This is a genomic window from Streptomyces sp. NPDC015345 (assembly GCF_043078805.1).
Taxonomy (GTDB): Bacteria; Actinomycetota; Actinomycetes; order Streptomycetales; family Streptomycetaceae; genus Streptomyces.
This window is the reverse complement of sequence record NZ_JBIBTX010000006.1, coordinates 100,505-120,347: the sequence shown is the minus strand read 5'-3', so window position 1 is coordinate 120,347 and position 19,843 is coordinate 100,505. Positions and strand designations below refer to the sequence as shown.

Sequence of the window (19,843 nt, the reverse complement as noted above, 5' to 3'; positions counted from 1 at the left end):
TCGTCGGATCCTCACCGTTCGTGGTCGTGGTCGTGGCCGCCGGACGCGGCGTCTTCGGAGTCGTAACCGCCATACGCGGCGTCTTCGTCGTACGCGGTCTGTTCGAGTTCGCTCAGGACCTGCTCCTCCACCAGCTCCGCCAGGGCGGCGACGGTGCGGGAGACCAGGACGTCGCGGGGGGTGAGCGTGACGGCGAACGCGTCGTTGGCGCGGGAGGCGATGAGCAGGGCGCGCAGCGAGTCGCCGCCGAGCAGGAAGTAGTCGTCCTCGGCGCCGACGGCCGTCTGGAGGGTCTCCTCCCAAATGGCCGCGACCGCTTCCTCTGTGGGGGTGCGGGGTGCCACGTACTCGGGCCGTTCCCGTTGCCGCTCCTGCTCCTCGGCCGGTGCGGGGGCGGGCAGGGCGGCCCGGTCGGTCTTGCCGTTCTCGGTGAGCGGGAAGCGGTCGAGGACCACGAACGCGGACGGCACCATGTACCCGGGCAGTGAGCGCGCGGCCAGTTCCCGTAGTTCCGCCGGGGTCGGCGGCTGCGCGTCGGGGGCCGTGAGCAGGTGCGCGACCAGGCGCGGCAGGCCCGGTTCGTCCTCGCGTACGCTCACCACGGCGTCCAGCACGCCGGGATGACGGACGAGGGTCGCCTCGACCTCGCCCGCCTCGATGCGGTGGCCGCGCAGCTTGAGCTGGTGGTCGGTGCGGCCCAGGTAGTGCAGTTCGCCGGCGCTGTCGCGGCGCACCAGGTCGCCGGTGCGGTACATGCGGGTGCCGGGCGGCCCGAAGGGGTCGGCGGTGAAGCGGGACGCGGTCAGACCGGGTCGGCCGAGGTAGCCGCGTGCCAACGCCGGTCCGCTGAGCCACAGTTCGCCGGTCACCCCGTCGGGAACCGGCCGCAGGCGGGCATCGAGTACGTAGGCGCCGGTGGCGGGCAGCGGGCGGCCGATGGGCGGTGCGCTGCCGTCCGCCGCGAGCGGCGACGACCAGGTGGCGACGACGGTGGCCTCGGTGGGGCCGTAGGAGTTGACCATGCGGTGGTGCGGCGCCCAGCGGGCGACGAGTTCGGGCCCGCACGCGTCGGCGCCGACGATCAGGGTCTTCAGGTCAGGCAGTGTGCCTGGCGTGTCGGGCGGCAGCGTGGCGAGCGCGGCCGGCGGGAGCAGGGTGTGCGTGATGCGCCCGGCCCGCAGTACGTCGGCGAGTTCGGCGCCGAGCAGCGGCCCCGGCCGGGGTACGACGAGCCGGGCGCCGTGCGGCAGGGACGCGCACAGTTCCAGTACGCAGGCGTCGAAGCTGGGCGTGGCGAAGGCAAGGACCCGGTCCCCCGGGGCGACTTGGTAGTGGGCGGCCTCGGCGGCGCTGAACGCGGCGAGCCCGCGGTGGGTGACGACGACGCCCTTAGGTGTGCCGGTGGAGCCGGAGGTGTAGATGACGTACGCCGGGTCGTCCAGGCCGAGCGGGCGGGTCCGGTCGGCGTCGGTGGGCCGGTGTCCGGGAACCCCGTCCGGTGCGGCGGCCAGCAGGTCGGCGACCTCCTGGGAGTCGAGGGTGAGGGCGGGGGCGGCGTCGCGCAGCATCAGCGCGATGCGCTCCTTCGGGTAGGCCGGGTCGACGGGCAGGAACGCGGCGCCCGCCTTCGTCACCGCGAGCTGTGCGAGCACCATGTCCGTGGAGCGGGGCAGCAGCAGCGCGATGAGGTCACCGGGGCCGGTGCCCCGGGCGATGAGCCGGTGTGCCAGGCGGTTGGCCAGGTCATCGGCCTCCGTGAGGCTCAGCGGCGCGCCACCCGCACCGCCTGCGTCGAGCGCCCCGCCCGTTTCCAGCGTTTCGAGCGCGGTCGCGGTGGGCCACCGGTCGACGGCGGCCTCGACGAGGGCGGGCAGGGTGGCGGCGGGCACCGGGCCGGTCGCGGGGCGGGCCGGGCCGCGCAGCGACCGGTCGCGCTGCTCGGGCGGCAGGACGTCGATGTCGTCCAGGCGGGCGGTGCCGTCCGAGGCGGCCAGGACGTCCAGAGTGTGCAGCAGCTGCTCGGCCAGCGATGCGGCGCTGGTCTCCTCGAAGTACCGCGGGTCGTAGCCGAGTTCGACGGTCAGCCGCTCGCCGGGCGAAATGACGACGGTGAGCGGGTAGTTGGTGGCCTCCCGGGCGTCCAGGTCCCGCAGGGCGAGTCCCTGGGCGCCCGCGGTCGCGTCGCCGACGGGGTAGTTCTCGAAGACCACCAGGCTGTCGAACAGGGCGGTGCCCGGCGGCAGTTCGCCGAGCGCTTGCAGCTCGGTGAGGGGCAGGTGGTCGTGGCGGCGGTCCTCGGCGCGGGCCTCCTGGAAGGCGCGCAGCCAGGGACCGCAGCCGGCACCGCCGTCGACCTCGGTGCGGGCGGGCAGGGTGGTGATGAACAGGCCGGTGATGGTGTCGGCGCCGGGCAGGTCGGCGGGCCGACCGGAGACGGTGGTGCCGAAGCAGACCTCCCGTTCCCCGCTCCACCGCGCGAGGAGCAGCGCCCAGGCGCCCTGCACGAGGGTGTTGAGAGTGAGGCGGTGGCGGCGGGCGAACTCCTGGAGCCTGCCGGTCCGTCGGACGTCGAGCCGCTGGGACAGCCAGGTGCCGGAGCGGGCCGTGGCGTCCGGGGCGGGCCGCCGGTCGAACGGCAGCGGGGTGGGGCCGCGCAGGCCGGCCAGGGCGGTGCGCCAGTGCTCCTGGGCCTGGTGGGTCTCGCGGGCGGCGAGCCAGGCGGCGTAGTCCGCGAACGGCCTGCGTTCGGGCAGGTGGGGCCGTTCGCCATGGGTGAGGGCGGCGTGCGCGGCCGTGACGTCGGACAGGACGTGGAAGACGCTCCAGCCGTCCAGCAGGACGTGGTGGAAGGTCCACACGACGCGGACCGCGTCCGGGCCGAGCCTGACCAGGGCGAGCCGCAGCAGCGGGGCGCGGTCCAGGGCGAGGCCCCGGGCCCGCTCGTCGGCGAGCAGCCGTTCCAGCTCCGCGTCGCGCCGGTCCGCAGGGACCGTGCTCCAGTCGTGCTCCGTGACCGGCAGCGTCACGTCCCGGTGGACCACCTGGAGCGGCACGGGTACGCCGCGCAGCGCGACGGAGGTGCGCAGCACGGGGGTGCGGTCGACGACGTGCTGCCAGGCGGCGGCCAGGGTCCGCACGTCGTGGGCGCCGTCGGCCACGAACGTGATCTGCTCGACGTACAGGCCGTGCTCCGCCTCGTCCAGGCCGTGCATCACCATGCCGGTCTGGGTGGGCGTGAGCGGATAGATGTCCACCACGTCCGCCACGCCCGCACCCTCGCCGACGAGCCGGTCGACGCCCGCCTGGTCCAGCGGGGCGAGCGGGAAGTCGGCGGGGGTGCGGCCACCGGCGCCGGGCTCGGCGCAGTGCCGGACGATGGCGCGCAGTTCGTCGGTCAGCTCGTCCGCCAGCCGGGCGACGGTCTCCCGGTGGTGCACCTGACCGGAGTACGACCAGGTGAACTCCAGTCGCTCCGCGCTTACTTGACCGAGTACGTCGAGGAGGTGGGGCCGCTGCGCCGAGTGGTCCATGCCGCCGGACAGACCGCCGCAGGGCGTGTGCAGCAGGCCGCCCGGTGTGCCGGTGCGGTCCTGTCGGCCCAGGTAGTTGAAGCAGACCGGCGGCAGGGCGGGCAGCTCGCGGCCGGCCGTGGGGTGCAGGAAGCGCAGCGCACCGTAGCCGAGTCCGCCGTGCGGCACGGCCCGCAGGCTCTCCTTGACTGCCTTCAGGACGGTGCCGGTGTCCGCGTCGCGGGGCACGTCCAGGGCGACGGGGTACATGGTGGTGAACCACCCGGCGGTCCGGGAGAGGTCGGTGTCCTCGAACAGTTCCTCGCGGCCGTGTCCCTCCAGGGTCACCGCCACCCGGTCCTGTCCGGTCCAGCGGGCGAGGACTCGGCCGAGCGCGCACAGCAGGACGTCGTTGACGCGGGTGCGGTACGCGTCCGGCACGTCCTGGAGCAGTCGGCGGGTCTCCTCTGCGTCGAGTCCCGCGGTCACGCTCTCCTCGTCGGCGACAGTGTTCGCGCCGCCGGGCTGGTCGGCGGGGAGTGCGGCGGCGCCGTCGTCGAGGCCGCGCCAGTGGGCGAGTTCACCGTCGAACCCGCCCGCCTCGGTGTGCTCGGCGAGCCGCCGCGCCCACGTCCGGAACGACGTGCTCTTCGGGGCGAACGCGGGCCGCCCGCCGCCCCGCAGCGCGTCGTAGGCAGCGTCCAGGTCCTCCAGGGCAAGACGCCAGGACACGGCGTCCACGACCAGATGGTGGGCGGCGAGCAGCAGCACCGGCCGCCCGCCGTCGCCCGGCCGGCACAGCGCGGCCCGCAGCAGCGGTCCGCCGGCCAGGTCGAAGCCGGCGCCCAGGGCGGCGGCCACCTCGTCCGGGGCCGTACGGTCGTGCACCTCCAGGTGGACGTCATGGACGTCGCCGGGCGGGGTGCCGTACTGCCGCCACCGTCCGTCGCCGAGCGGCTCGAAGCGCGTCCGCAGGGCGTCGTGGTGCTCCAGCACGGCGGACAGGGCGGCGCGCAGCAGTGCCTCGTCGGGGTCGGCGGCCAGCTCGTAGGAGACCGTCTGGCTGAAGTGGGCGGGGTCGCCCGTGAGGGTGTCCAGGAGCCAGTGCTGTACGGGAGTGAGCGGGGCGTCACCGGTCACCGGGCCCTGCTCGGCGGCGGCCGTGGCGGTGTCGGGCACCGGCTCGGCCACGGCGGCGAGTTCGGCGAGCGTCTGGTGGGTGAACAGGTGCCGGGGGGTCAGGGCGAGGCCGGCGCGGCGGGCGGCGGAGACGATCTGGATGCCGAGGACGGAGTCGCCGCCGAGCGTGAAGTAGTTGTCTTCCGCGCCGACTTCCGGTACGCCGAGCACCTCGCGCCAGATGGCGGCGAGGGTCTGCTCGGCCTCGGTACGCGGCGGCCGCCCACCCGTGCCTGCGCTCGGCCCCGCCCACTCGGGGACGGGCAGTGCCCGTCGGTCGAGCTTCCCCGTGGCCCCGAGCGGCAGCCGCTCCAGCGGGACGATGAGGGCGGGCAGCAGCTGGTCGGGGAGGCTGCGGGCGAGGAAGGCGCGGAGTTCACCGGTGTCGGGCAGGGTGGCCGGGCGGTTCTTCGCGTGAGCGGCGGGGATCGGGGAGGTCCGCGGGGAGTCGGTGTCCGCTGCTCCGGCGCCCGGCAACGCCCCCGCGCGGGGGACCACGTAACCGATCAAGCGCCGGTGCCCGCCGTGTTCGACGACGCGGGCCGCCGCCCCGGCCACTGCCGGGTGGCGGGTCAACGCCGCTTCCACCTCTCCCAGTTCGATGCGGAAGCCCCGCACCTTCACCTGGTCATCGCCGCGGCCGAGATAGACGAGATCGCCGGCCCCCGTCCAGCGGACCAGGTCACCGGTGCGGTACATGCGGCTGCCGGGCGGGCCGAACGGGTCGGGGAGGAACCGGGCGGCGGTCAGGCCGGGGCGGCGCAGGTAGCCGCGGGCGACGCCGGTTCCGGAGAGGAACAGTTCGCCGGGCGCGCCCGGCGGCACCGGGCGCATCCGCTCGTCCAGGACGTACGCGCGGGCGCCGCCCAGCGGTCGGCCGATCGGCGGGTCGCGGTCGGGGTCGGCGGGGTCGCAGGTGAAGGCGGTGGCGTAGACGGTGGCTTCGGTGGGGCCGTAGATGTTGTGCACCTGGCACGCCTGGCCGCCGGCCACGGCCTCGCGGACCCGGTCGACGGTCCGGGCGGGCAGCCCCTCCCCCGCGAGGACGACCGTGTCCGCGGTGACGTGGACGGCGTCCTCGGCGAGCAGCCGGTCCAGAGCCGAAGGCACCGCGCTGAGCAGTCCGGCCCGCCAGGGGCCGGGGCGTTCGGCGAGGGCCAGCAGGTCGCGCACGATCTCCACGCAGCCCCCGGCAAGCAGCGGCGAGAAGATCTCGAACACCGATACGTCGAAGTTGAGCGAGGTGGACGCCACGACGTGCTCAAGGCCGCGCCCGGTGAACTCGGCCGCCGCCCAGTCGGTCAGGGCACGCACGGAGGCGTGGCTGACGACCACTCCCTTGGGGCGGCCGGTCGAGCCGGAGGTGTGGATGACGTAGGCCGGGTGTGCCGGGAGCAGGGTGGCGCGGCGTTCGGCGTCGCCGATGGGTGTCTCCGGCAGGTCGGTGCCGGGCTCCGAGTCGAGGAGGATCCGGGTGTACGGGCCTTCCGGCAGCCGCCCCGCGGTCTCCGCGGCCGTGATCACGGCGTCCGGCCGTACGTCCTCGAAGAGGAACGCGACGCGCTCGGCGGGGTACTGCGGATCGACCGGCAGGTACGCCGCGCCGCTCTTCAGCACCGCGAGGAGCGCCACGACCAGGTCGGCGGTGCGGGGCAGGCAGAGGGCGACGAAGCCCTCGGGTCCGGCGCCGGCGGCGATGAGCAGCCGGGCCAGCCTGCTGGACCGGGCGTCGAGTTCGCGGTAGCTGAGGCGGGTGTCGGCGTGGCGGACGGCCGGGGCGTCGGGGGTGCGCTCGGCCTGCCGCCGGAACGCCTCCGGCAGGGTGTCGTGCGGTGCCTCGGCCACCCGCCCGCCGAACCGGGTCACCAGGTCGCGTCCCTCGGCCGGCCCGAGGAGGGCCAGGTCGGCCAGGCGGCGCTCCGGCGCGTCGGCCATTCCGGTCAGCAGGGCGCGCAGGCTCTCGCCGAGCGCCTCCACCGTGGTGGCGTCGAAGGCGGCCGGGTCGTAGTCCAGGTTCACGGCCAGCGACTCGCCGGGTGCGACGACCACGCTGAGCGGGTAGTTCGTCGGTTCCAGGTCTCGCTCCGGCTCCATGGCCAGACCGTGCCGGGCCATCGCGCCCTCGTCGAAGGGGTAGTTCTCGAAGACCACGATGGAGTCGAACAGGCTGGTGCCGCCGGGCACGTCGCTCCACGACTGCACCTGCGCCAGCGAGACGAAGTCGTGGCGCCGGGCCTCCGCCTGGGCGTCCTGGAGTTCGCGCAGCCAGTCGAGGAGCGCGCGCCGCCCGTCGACACGGGCCCGGGTCGGCAGGGTGTTGATGAACAGGCCGACCATCGAGGTGACGCCGGGCATGTCGGCGGGTCGGCCGGAGACGGTCGTACCGAACACGACATCATCGCCGCCGCCGTAGCGGGACAGCAGCAGCGCCCACGCGCCCTGGACGACCGTGTTGAGGGTGAGTCCGGCCTGTTGGGCGCTCTCCCGCAGCCGTGCCGAGACGTCCGCGCCGAGTGCCATCCGTACGGATCCGGAGGAGGAGGCGCGGTGGGCCTCGGCGGGCCGCCGGTCGCGGGGCAGTTCGGTGGGCGCCTGGAAGCCCGCGAGGGTGGTGCGCCAGTACCGTTCGGCGCGGTCGGTGTCCTGCACGGACAGCCAGCGCAGGTAGTCGGCGAAGGGCCGCCGCTCGGGCAGTCGCGGGCGGTGCCCCGCGGTCAGGGCGGCGTACCGCTCGCACACCTCCTCGAAGACCTGGGCGGCGCTCCAGCCGTCGAGCAGGACGTGATGGAAGGTCCACACCAGCCGTACCCGGTCCGCCGCCAGCCGGATCAGCGTCAGCCGCATCAGGGGCGCGGCGCCCAGATCGATGCCCGTCTCCCGGTCCTCGGCGAGCAGGCGGTCCAGCTCCCGCGCGCCGCGCTCGGCGGACCATCCGGTCCAGTCGTGGTGGGCGACGGGCACGGTGGCCCGGTGCCGGACGACCTGGAGGGGTTCCGCGGTCTCCTGCCACACCAGGTGGGTGCGGAGCACCGGGTTGGCGTCGGCGGTGTGCTGCCACGCCTCCCCTAGAGCGTGCGGATCGGTGACCCCGGACAGCACGAACTGCACCTGGTTCACGTATGTACCGCTGTCGGCGTCGAGCAGGCTGTGAAAGAGCATGCCGGCCTGCATCGGCGTCAGCGGGTAGATGTCCGCGACGTCCCGGCCGTCCCCGGCGATCCGGTCCACGGCGGCCTGGTCGAGGCGGGCCAGCGGGAAGTCCGACGGGGTTCGGCCGCCCGCGTCCGGCAGGGCGCAGTGCGCGACGATGTCGCCGAGTGCTCGCAGCATTCCCTCGGCCAGCGCGGTGACGGTCTCCTCGCGGTGCCGTCCGGCGCTGTAATACCAGGTGATCTCAAGCCGGTCGTCCTCGACGCGGGCCACGACGTCCAGCAGGTGCGGCCGTTCGGTGTCCGGTGCCTCGGCGCCGCCCAGGCCGCCGGGCACCCCGGCGACGAGGGTGCCCGCGTCGGCGGACCAGTCGAAGCGGCCGAGGTAGTTGAAGCTGATGCCGGGTTCGGGCGTGCCGGTGAGTTTCTCGTCGCGTACGAGGTGACGGAGCACGCCGTAGCCGATTCCGCGGTCGGGTACGGCCCGCAGCTGCTCCTTCACCGATTTCAGCGCGGTGCCCCAGGAGTCGGCCGGGACGGACAGGGCGAGGGGGAAGAGCGAGGTGAACCAGCCGACCGTGCGGGACAGGTCGACGTCCTCGAACAGCTGGTCCTCACGGCCGTGCCCCTCCAGGCCGACGGCGACGGTGTCGCGTCCGGTCCAGTCGCTCAAGGCCCGGCCGAGCGCGGTGAGCAGCACGTCGTCGACGCGGGTGCGGTAGACGCCGGGGACGCGGCGCAGAAGGCCGTCGGTGCGTGCGCGGTCGAGGCGGACGGTGACCTCGCGTACGTCGGCCGTGGTGTTGCCGCCGTCGCGGTCCACGGGCAGCGGGTCGGCGCAGGCCCGGGCGGTGCGCTCCCAGTGGCCGAGCTGCCCGGCGAAGCGGTCGTCGTCGCGCAGCCGGGCGGCCCACTCCCGTACGGAGGTGGTGCGGGCGGGCAGCCGTACGGGTTCACCGGAGGCGGCCTGCCGGTAGGCGGTCTCCAGGTCTTCGAGCAGGATCCGCCAGGAGACGCCGTCGACCACCAGGTGGTGGGCGACGAGCAGCAGCCTGGCGTGCCGGTCGCCGTCGGCGGTGAACAGCCGGGCCGTCAGCAACGGGCCGGTGTCGAGGCACAGTCCGGTGTGCGCCGCCGTGGTGGCGCGTTCCTCGTCCGCCGCGTCGTGGACCTGGAGCAGCTCGGGCACCGGGCCCTCGGCGGCGATGTCATGCCGCCAGGCGCCCTCGTCGTCGAGGTGGAACCGGGCGCGCAGGGCGTCGTGGTGCGTCCACAGGGCGGTGAGGGCGGCGCGCAGGGCGTCCTGGTCGACGGCGCCGGGCGTCTCGATGACGACGGACTGGTTGAAGAAGGCGGGGTGCGCCGGCCGCGGGTCGAGGAACCAGCGCTGGATCGGCAGGAGTTCCGCCGCTCCGGTGACGGGTCCGGTGCCTGCGATGTCGGGCGCGGCGCCGTCGGAGGCGGCGGCCAGTTCGGCCACGGTGGGGTGCCGGAAGAGGTCACGGGGGCTCAGCGCGAGGCCGGCGGCGCGGGCCCGGGAGACCACCTGGATGCTGAGGATGGAGTCGCCGCCCAGCATGAAGAAGTTGTCGTCCACGCCGACCCGTGCCACGCCGAGCAGTTCGGCCCAGATCCCGGTGAGGACGCGCTCGGCCTCGGTGCGGGGGGCGCGGTGGGCCTGTTCGCCGCCCGCCGCCCAGTCGGGTGCGGGCAGCCGCCGCCGGTCGACCTTGCCGTTGGCCGTCAGGGGCAGCTCGGGCACGGTGACGAACGCGGCGGGCAGCATGTAGTCGGGCAGACCGGCCGCCAGGTGGGCACGCAACTCGGCGGCGGAGGGCAGCTCGGCGGCGCCGGCCGGCACGAGGTGCGCGGCGAGCCGCTTGCGTCCACTGTCCTCGTACAGGGATACGACGGCCTCGGCGACGGCCGGGTGGGCGGTGAGCCGGGCCTCGATCTCGGCGGGTTCGACGCGGAAGCCGCGGATCTTGATCTGGTCGTCCGCGCGGCCGACGAAGTGCAGTTCGCCGTCGGCGCTCCAGCGCACGATGTCGCCGGTGCGGTACATGCGGGTGCCGGGCGGGCCGTAGGGGTCGGCGAGGTAGCGGGCGGCGGTCGCGCCGGGCCGTCCCGCGTAGCCCCGGGCGAGACCCGCGCCCGCGATGTACAGCTCGCCGGGGATGCCCGGCGGCTGCGGCTGGAGGGTGCCGTCGAGGACGTACACGCGGGTGTTGTCGAGCGGGCGTCCGATGGGCAGCACCGCCGGCAGCGGGTCGCCGGGGCGGAAGACGCGGCGGGTGGCGAAGGTGGTGGTCTCGGTGGGGCCGTAGCCGTCGACGACGGTCAGGCCGGGGCAGGCGTCGAGGACCCGGCGCACCACCGCGCCGGGCACGGCCTCGCCGCCCGTCCACACCTCGCGGGCGCCGCGCAGGCAGCCGGGGTCCTCCTGGGCGAGCAGTCGGAACAGACCCGCGGTCAGCCACAGGCAGCTCACCCTCTGCTGCGTGATCGCGTGCCGTACCTGGGCGGCTTCCAGGTCACCGGGCGGGGCGAGCACGGCGGTGCCGCCGCGCAACAGCGGCACCCACACCTCATAGGTGGCGGCGTCGAAGGCGTGCGGCGAGTGCACGAGGACCCGGTCGTGCCCGGCGAAGGCCCGGTCGAGGGCGAGCGCGGCGACGTCGCGTTGGCGTACGGCGACGCCCTTGGGGGTGCCGGTGGACCCCGAGGTGAACATCAGGTACTGGACGTTGTCGGGGTGCAGGGCCTGGCTGGGAGCGGGACTGGTGGAGCTGGTGGGACCGAGGGGGCCGGTGCGACCGGCGGGACCGGAGCCGCCCTCGGCACCATCAACACGCAGAACGCCCTCGTCCGGCAGCAGCTCACGCGCCGTCACCTCCCACATGGCATCGGTGAGCAGCAGACCGGCCCCGGCCTCCGCCAGGGTCCCGCGCAGGCGCTCGGCCGGTGCCCTGCCGTCAAGTGGCACGTACACGCCGCCGGTGCGCACGAGCGCGAGCTGGGTGACGATCAGGTCGACGGAGCGGTCCATGAGGACGCCGACCGGGTGTTCCGGACGGACCCCGGCCCCCGCCAACCGCGCCGCCAACCCGGCGGCACGGGCGTCGAGTTCACGGTAGGTGAGGCGCTCGTCCCCCGCTTCCAGGGCCACGGCGTCGGGAGTGCGGCACATCTGGGCGGCGAAGAGGTCGGCGACGGTGCTGTCGGGCAGATCGGTGGCGGTGTCGTTCCACGCACGCAGGACCTGTTCGCGGCGGTCCTGGCCGAGCAGCGGCAGCCGGGCGGGCGGGCGCCGCGAACCGGTGGTCATGCCGGTGAGCAGGACGGTGAGATACTCGGCCATGCGCCCGGCCGTGTCGGCGTCGAACAGCTCGGGGTCGTAGCCGAGGCGCAGGCCCAGCTCCGCTCCCGGGTAAGCGGTGAGGCTCAGCGGGTAGTTGGTGGTCTCGACGCCTTCCAGGCCGCTGAGGCGCAGTCCGTGGGTGGCGGCGAGGTCGTCGTCCACCGGGTAGTTCTCGAAGACGACGATGCTGTCGAAGAGACCGACCCGCTCGGGGAGTCGGGTGAACGTCTTCATCCGGGTGAGCGGCAGATGGTCGAAGCGCCGGTCCTCGCTCTGGTCCTGCTGGAGCGCGCGCAGCCAGTCGAGCAGGGTGCCGTGGCCGGGGACGCCGACCCGGGTGGGCAGGGTGGTGATGAACAGGCCGGTCATGGCCTCCGCGCCGGGCAGCTCGGGCGGCCGGCCTGACACGGTGGTGCCGAACACCACCTCGTCGCGGCCCGCCTGCCGGGCGAGGAGCAGCGCCCAGGCGCCCTGGACCAGGGTGTTGAGGGTGAGGCCGGAGGTGCGGGCCAGCTCTTCCAGGGCCCGCGTGTCGGCGGCGGGCAGCGTGCCGTGGACCGCGTGCGTGGACTCGGCGCGGTGGGCCTCGCGCGGCTCGCGGTCGTACGGCAGCGGCGTGGCCTCGGTCAGGCCGGACAGCCGGTCCCGCCAGTGCCGTTCGGCCGCTTCCCGGTCACGCCGCCGCAGCCAGGACACGTACTCCCGGTAGGGCGGGCGGTGCGGGAGGGCGGCGGTGTCGGGTCCGGCGTGCTGGGCGAAGACGTCCGAGAGCACCTGGAACATGCTCCAGCCGTCGAGGAGCAGGTGGTGGAAGGACCACACCACGCGTACGGCGCTGTCGGAGACCCGGGCGAGCAGGAGGCGCTGGAGCGGAGCGCGCCCGAGGTCGATGCCGTCGGCGCGGTCCCGGACGAGCAGGTCGTCGAGGCGGGCGCGGCGCTCATCCTCCGTCAGGTCGCGCCAGTCCAGGTGGGTGACGGGCACGGCCGCGTGGCGCCGCACCACCAGCAGCGGTTCGGGTACGTCCTGCCAGACGACCCGGCCGCGCAGCACCTCGGTGCGGTCGGTGACGTGCTGCCAGGCCGCTGCGAGGGCCTCCGGGTCGGGCACGCCGTCCAGGGCGAACGTCAACTGCTGGACGTAGACGCCGCGGTCGTCCTGGGACAGGCCGTGGAAGAGCATGCCCGCCTGCGTGGGCGTGAGCGGCAGGACGTCGGCCACCGAGGCCGGATCCGCGCCGGTGATCCGGTCCACGGCGGCCTGGTCGAGCCGGGCCAGCGGGAAGTCGGACGGAGTACGGCCCGCGGCGCCCGGCCGGGCGGCGTGCCGGGCCAGGTCGCTGAGCGCGTCATTGAAGCGCCCCGCAAGGTCCTCCACCGTGTCCTTCCGTCCGGACTCATCGGCGTAGAACCAGGTGAACTCCAACTCCTCGCCCACGAGTTGGCCGACTACCTCCAGGGCGTGCGGGCGCTCGGCCGTCGGGGCGGCGTCCAGTTCCAACGGGCGTACGGTGCCCCGGTAGAGGCTGTCGGGGGCCTCCGGAGTGTCCATGCGGCCCAGGTAGTTGAAGCTGATCTGCGCGGCCGCGGTGCGCGGCGCCGCCTCGGGACCGGCGAGCCGGAGCAGCACGTCATGGCCGAGGCCGTTGCGGGGTACGGCGCGCAACTGCTCCTTGACCTGCTTCAGTACGGTGTCCCAGCCCGCGCCCTTGGGGACGGCGAGCGCGACGGGGTGCCGGGTCGTGAACCAGCCGACCGTGCGGCTGATGTCCAGCTCGTCGAAGAGCTCCTCGCGGCCGTGTCCCTCGACGTCGACCACCACCCGCTCCTGGCCGCTCCAGTCGCACAGTGCCCGGCCGAGCGCGCCGAGCAGGACGTCGTTGGCCTGGGTGCGGTAGGTGTCGGGCAGGGTGCGCAGCAGGGCGGCGGTCGCCTCGGCGCCGAGGCGTACGGTGAGCGACCTCTGCTCGGCGTAGGTGCCGCGGCCGCCCGTCAGTCCGGCGGGCAGGGCGGCCCCGGTGGCGGGGACCGCCTCGGCCCAGTACGAGCGCTCGTCGTCGAAGCCACCGGTGGCCGCGTAGGCGTCGAGTCGGCGGGCCCACTGCCGTAGCGGCGAGGACTTCGCGGGCAGTGCGGCGGCGCCGTCCTCGCCCGCGCGGCGGGCTCGGTAGGCGCGGTCCAGGTCTTCGAGCAGCAGCCGCCAGGAGACGCCGTCGACCACCAAATGGTGTACGGCGAGGTGCAGTACGTGGGGCGCGCCCGCGCCGGGGTCGTGCAGCACGGCCCGCAGCAGCGGCCCCCGGGCGAGGTCGAACGGCCCGAAGTGCGGGGTGTCGGTGTCCGTGTCCGGACCGGTGTGGCGGGCCAGGCGGAGGCGGGGGGCCCGCTCGTCGATGTGCCAGCCCGCCGGCTCGCCGACGGTGAAGCGGGAGCGCAGGGCGTCGTGGTGGGCGACCAGGTCGTTCAGCGCGTCCTCCAGCGCCGCCGGGTCCAGGTCGGCGGGCATCCGCAGGGAGAGTGCCTGGGAGAAGTGACCGGCGCGTGCGCCGACGGCGTCGAACAGCCAGTGCTGGATGGGGGTCAGCGGGGCCGTGCCGGTGGGTGCCTCCGGTACGGGCGCGGCTTCGCGCGGTCCCTCCGCCGCGTCCGCGCGGTGGGCGAGGGCGGCCACGGTCTGGTGCTGGTAGAGGTCCCGCGAGGTGAGCGGCAGGCCCTCCTGCCGGGCGCGGGCCACCACCTGGATGCTGAGGATCGAGTCGCCGCCGAGTTCGAAGAAGTTGTCGTCGACGCCGATGCGTTCCTCCCGCAGCACCTCCGCGAGGATTCGGACGAGGGTGCGTTCGGTGGGCGTGCGGGGCGCGACGTGGCGTTTCGCGCGTACGGCGGGGCCGGGGCTGGGGAGCCGGCCGCGGTCGACCTTGCCGTTGGGGTTGAGCGGCAGGGCGTCCAGTACGACGACGGTCGAGGGGACCATGTAGTCGGGCAGCGTCCGGCCGAGCTCCCGGCGCACCGCCTCGGGTTCGGTGCGCTGCCCGGCGGCCGGGACGACGTAGCCGACGAGGCGCCGGTTGCCGTCGTCGTCACTGGCGGCGACGGCCGCCGCCTCGGCCACGCCCGCGCAGCCGCGCAGCGCCTCCTCCACCTCGCCCAGTTCGATGCGGAAGCCGCGCACCTTGACCTGCTGGTCCGTGCGGCCCACGTATTCGAGCCCGCCGTCGGGGCGTCGGCGCACCAGGTCGCCGGTGCGGTACATGCGTTCTCCCGGCGCGCCGAACGGGTCGGCGACGAACCGGGCGGCGGTCAGTCCGGGCCGGTTCAGGTAGCCGCGGGCCAGGCCGCCGCCCCCGAGGTACAGCTCACCGGGGACGCCGACGGGCTGCGGCCGCAGGGAGGTGTCCAGTACGTAGGTACGGGTGAGCGCCACCGGGTCGCCGATGGGCGGGGCCTGCTCCGGCAGTCGGTCACCGGCGAACCAGGCGGTGGCGTACACGGTGGCCTCGGTGGGGCCGTAGACGTTGGCGATCCGGCAGCCGGGCATGGCGGCCCGCACGTCCTGCGCGGTCTGCGCGGGCAGGGCCTCGCCGGCCAGGACGACGGTGTCGGCGGCCAGGGGTGCCGTGCCGCCCGCGACGAGCCGGGAGACGACGGACGGCACGCCGCTGAGCAAGGTGGCGTGCCGGGGTCCGGCGCCGTCGGCGAGGGCCGGCAGGTCGGCGACCACCTCGACGGTGCCGCCGGCCACCAGGGGGCAGATCAGTTCGAACACCGAGACGTCGAAGTTGAGGGAGGTGGCGGCGATCACATGGGCCAGGCCCTCGGGCCCGAACCGCTCCCCCGCCCACGCGGCGAGCGCGGCGACACTGCGGTGGCTGACCACCACGCCCTTGGGACGGCCGGTGGAACCCGAGGTGTAGATGACGTACGCGGGATGGTCGGGCAGCAGCGGCCGGATCCGGTCGGCGTCGGTGAGCGGGGAGTCGGCCAGGCCGGCATCGGCCTGGGCGGCATCGGACAAGCCGGCGTTGGTCAGCCCGGCATCAGCCAGCCCCGCATCAGCCAGCCCGGCATGGGACGATCCAGCCTCGGCCAGCCCGGCGTCAGTCCCCCCGGCATCGGCCTGCGCGGCATCGGACAACCCGGCACCGGCCGGCCGGGCGTCCGGCACGCCCGGCCCGACGCAGTCCTCCAGCAGCAGCGGTACGCACTCCGAGGGCAGTGCGGACACGGTCTCCCGGGTGGCGAGGACGAGGGCGGGACGGGCGTCGTCGAGCATGAGGCGGACCCGCTCCGCGGGATAGGCCGGGTCGACCGGGAGGTAGCCGGCGCCCGAGGCGAGCACCGCCCACAGCACGGGTACAAGGTCGGCGGAGCGCGGCAGGCAGAGCGCGACCAGGGTCTCGGGCCCCGCGCCGCGCGCGACGAGCCGTCGGGCCAACCGGGACGCCCGCCGGGCGACTTCGGCGTAGTCGAGGCGGACCTGGCCGCAGACGACGGCGGTACGGTCCGGAGTCCTGGCCGCCTGAGCGTGGAGCAGCGCGGGCAGCGTGCCGTACTCGTTGTCCCGCGCCGCGCGGCCCGGCGGATTCCAGCTCTCCACCAGCGTGCGCTGTTCGTCGGCCGCGAGCATGGGCAGCTCGGCCAGCGCGCGGCCCGGACCGTCCGCCATGCCCTCAAGGAGCCGGTGCAGGTGGGCGGTCATCCGGGCCACGGTCGCCGCGTCGAACAGATCCTTGTTGAACTCCGCGGTCAGCACACAGCCGCCGTCCGCGTCCGGCGTGAACTCCAGGACCAGGTCGAAGCGGGCGGCGGGGCGCGGCAGCGGGTGGTCGGTGACGCGCAGCCCACCGGCGAGCGGCAGCACGGGAGGGGCGGTCTGCTGTACGACGAGCACCTGCACCAGCGGGGTGCGGCTGGGATCGCGGGGCGGGGCCAGCTCCTCCACCACCCGGTCGAACGGAACCCCGTCGTGGGCGAAGGCGTCAAGGACCGTCGTCCGCATCGTCTCCACGAACCGGTCCACCGTCGCCCGTTCGTCCACCTCACCACGGAGCACCACGGTGTTGGCGAAGAAGCCCGGCACATCTTCCAGGTCCCGGCGGCCGCGGCCATTGGTGACGGTGCCGAACGCGATGTCCCGCTGCCCCGAGTAGCGGGAGAACAGCAGCGCGGTGGCGCCCGCGAACAGGGTGAACGCCGTGGTGCCGCGGCCCGCGGCCAATTGCCGCAGCCGGGACGTCAACTCCGCCGGCAGCACGTGCCGGTGGGTCGCACCGACGGTGGTGCGCACGGCGGGACGCGGCCGGTCCGTGGGCAGCTCCAGGTGCGGGAGGTCCGCCAAGTGCCGCTTCCAGTAGGCCAGATCGGCGGTGTCCGCGTCCCCGGCCCGCTGCCGGCGCTCCCAGACCGCGAAGTCCGGGTACTGGACGGCGGGTCGCGTCAGTCCGTCCGGCTCACCGGTGGCCTCCGCGTGGTAGAGGGCGGCGAGCTCACGGGTGAGGATGCCGACCGACCAGCCGTCGGTGACGATGTGGTGCTGGGCCAGGAGCAGCACGTGGTCCTCGGCGGCGAGCCGGACGAGCAGCGCCCGGGTGAGCGGTCCTGCCGTCAGGTCGAACGGGCGGCCCAGCTCGGCGGTGAGCAGCTCATCGGCGGCCTCGGCGCGGCGCGCGTCGGGTACGCCGGTGAGATCGGCCGTCCGCAGGGGTACGTCCGGCTCCGGGGCGACACGCTGGACGCCCTGGCCGTCGACCGTGGGGAACGTGGTGCGCAGGGAGTCGTGCCGGCCAGCGAGACGGCGCAGGGAGCGGTGCAGCGCGTCCGGGTCCAGGGCGCCGCGCAGCCTGAGCGAGACGCCGGTGTTGTACTCGGTGCCGCCCTCGGTCAGGTCGTCCAGGTACCACAGCCGCCGCTGCGCGCTGGACAGCGGCAGTGCGCCCTCGCGGGGGGCCGGCGGGATCGGCTCCGGCGGCGCGGCGGCCGACGGGTCGGCGAGCAGGGGCGCGAGCGCGGCGACGGTCCGCGCGGTGAACACGTCCCGCACGGTCAGCCGGACGCCCAGGTCATCCCGGACGCGGGCGAGCACACGGGCGGCAAGGATCGACTCGCCGCCCAGGTCGAAGAAGTCGTCGGTGACACCGACCGCGTCGACGCCCAGGACATCCGCCCAGATCCCGGCGAGGGCCCGTTCCTCGGCCGAGCGCGGCGGCACGTGGCCTGCCGACACCGACCGCTCCGGCGCGGGCAGGGCCCGCCGGTCGATCTTGTGCTGCGGGGTGAGCGGCATCCGGTCGAGGACCACGATGGCGGACGGCACCATGTGGCCGGGCAGCACGGCCCCGAGGGCGGCGCGCAGGGCGGCCGGGTCGAGGGGGTGCGCGGCGGACTGCGGAGCGGGGCCGGCGGATGGAGTCCGGGGTGCCGCGGTGACGTAGGCGACGAGGCGCTGGTAACCCGGTACGTCCTCGCGTACGACGACCACGGCCTCGCCGACGGCGCCATCTCCGGCCCGGCGCAACGCCGCCTCGATCTCGCCCGGCTCGATCCGGAAGCCGCGGATCTTCACCTGCCGGTCGAGGCGGCCGAGGAACTCCAGCTCTCCCTCGGCGGTCCACCGCACCCGGTCACCGGTACGGTACAGACGCGCTCCCGGCGCGCCGAAGGGATCGGCGACGAAGCGCGCCGCCGTGAGACCGGGGCGGCCCAGGTAGCCGCGGGCCACCGCGTCGCCGCCCACGAACAACTCGCCGTCGGCGCCGGGCGCCACGGGCCGCATCGCGGCGTCCAGGACGTACACCCGGGTATGCGGCAGGGCGCCGCCGATCGTCGGCGTACCGCTGTCGGCGGTGAGTGGCCCGGTCCACGTGGCGACGATGGTGGTCTCGGTCGGACCATAGGAGTTGATCATCCGGCGGCCGGGTGCCCAGCGGTTCACGAGATCGGCCGAGCACGCCTCGGCGCCCACGATCAGCGTGCGCAGGTGGCGGGCGGCGCCCCGTGCGGGGTCGGGCAACGAGGCCAGCGCGGCGGGCGGGATGAGGGCGTGGGTGATGCGGTGCTCGTCCAGGACCGCGGCGAGTTCGTCGCCCAGCCAGGGCCCGTGCGGCGGTACGACGAGGGTGGCGCCGGACAGGACGGAGATGAACAGCTCCAGGACGGAGGCGTCGAAGCTCGGCGACGAGAACTGGAGCACCCGGTCGCCGGGGCCCACCGCGTACCGTTCGGCGGCGGCCGCGGTGAAGCCGCCGATGCCGCGGTGGGTCACCGTCACGCCCTTGGGGGTGCCGGTGGAACCCGAGGTGTAGATGACGTAGGCGGCGTGGTCGACGTCGGCGCCGGGGTCGACCGGGTGCCCCGTGGCATCTTCGGCGTCGTCCAGGAGTTCGGCCACCCGGCGCGGATCGTCCAGGGTGAGCGCGGGCGCCGCGTCGGCGAGCATCAGCGCACGGCGCTCGGCGGGGTAGGCGGGGTCCACGGGCAGGAAGGCGGCGCCCGCCCGGGCGACGGCCAGCTCCGCCGCGATCAGCTCCATGGAGCGCGGCAGGACTAGGGCCACCACCCGGTCAGGGCCTGCACCCCTGCCTATCAGGTGCGCGGCCAACCGGCCGGTACGGTCGGCCAGTTCACGGTACGTCCAGGTCCGCCGGCCGTCGGTGAGGGCCGGTGCGTCCGGGGTCCGGGCCACCCAGGCGGTGAACAGCTCGCCGAGCGTCGGATACGCAGGAGCCTCCGCGTTCTCCGATGCGTCGGCGGTGGGGCCGCCCTGCGGCAGGGAGGACGCCGGTGCGGGCTTGTCGTGCAGGTCCGTCATGGGTGAAGTCCTTCTGGAGAGCGGGGGGATGCGGCGCGGGCCACGCGGACGATCCCGGCCTTACCTCGTGGTCGGTGCGCCGGATCGGACGTGACACACCGGGTGGGCGCGGCGGTGCGGCGGTGCGTATGGCTGACCTTGTGGGGAGTGGACGCGAGCGGGGTACGGCAGGGTGGTGCGGTGACCGATGGGCGGGTGCCGGTGACGGGGCCGAGGCGCCGACGAGCGGCCCACCGGCCCGGGTGGTGGTGCCACCACCGGGCCGTCGGAGGGAGCCGGAGCTTCCGGTGACCGCGGCCGCCGACAGCACGCCCACTGGTCCCGGTGGGTGGGACGCCACCGGGACCGTCGGGGCGAACCGGAGCTTCCGGTGACCGCGGCCGCCGACAGCATCCGAGCCGACCGGGCCTGACGTCCGGACCACCGCACCGGCGGCCCGACCGCCGAACACGATGGCCCAACCACCAAGCGACGGCCGGCAGTCGTCCCCGACAGCCGGGACACCGAGCCCAGTGGCCGACTCGCCGAACCACCAAGCCCAGCAGCCAACCCCCGGCCCGGACGGCGCCGAACCGTCGAGTCCGGCAGCCACACCACCGACCCCGGCGGCCGAGCCACCAGCCCCGGTGACCGGAACCGCTCCGCCCGACCCGAGGGCCGGAACCGCTCGGCTCGCCGGCCGACCCGCCGCCCGGTCCAAGCCGCCAACCACCACCGGCTCCGTCGATCCGCCCACCCTCGGCCCACCACCGGGCCCCACCTACGAGCCCGGCCGGCGGCCCAGCAACCGGAGTCACTGAATCCGACCGGCGCCCGGCGGACCGGTGTGCCGCCACCGT

General features: G+C 74.9%; 1 protein-coding gene. It reads right to left on the bottom strand.

Annotation, left to right across the window (positions count from 1 at the left end):
* Window positions 1–11 precede the first annotated feature (11 nt).
* Window positions 12–19,004, bottom strand: a complete 18,993-nt coding sequence (locus ACF062_RS24900; protein ID WP_392141346.1) for a non-ribosomal peptide synthase/polyketide synthase — start codon at window positions 19,002–19,004, stop codon at window positions 12–14.
* Window positions 19,005–19,843 lie beyond the last annotated feature (839 nt).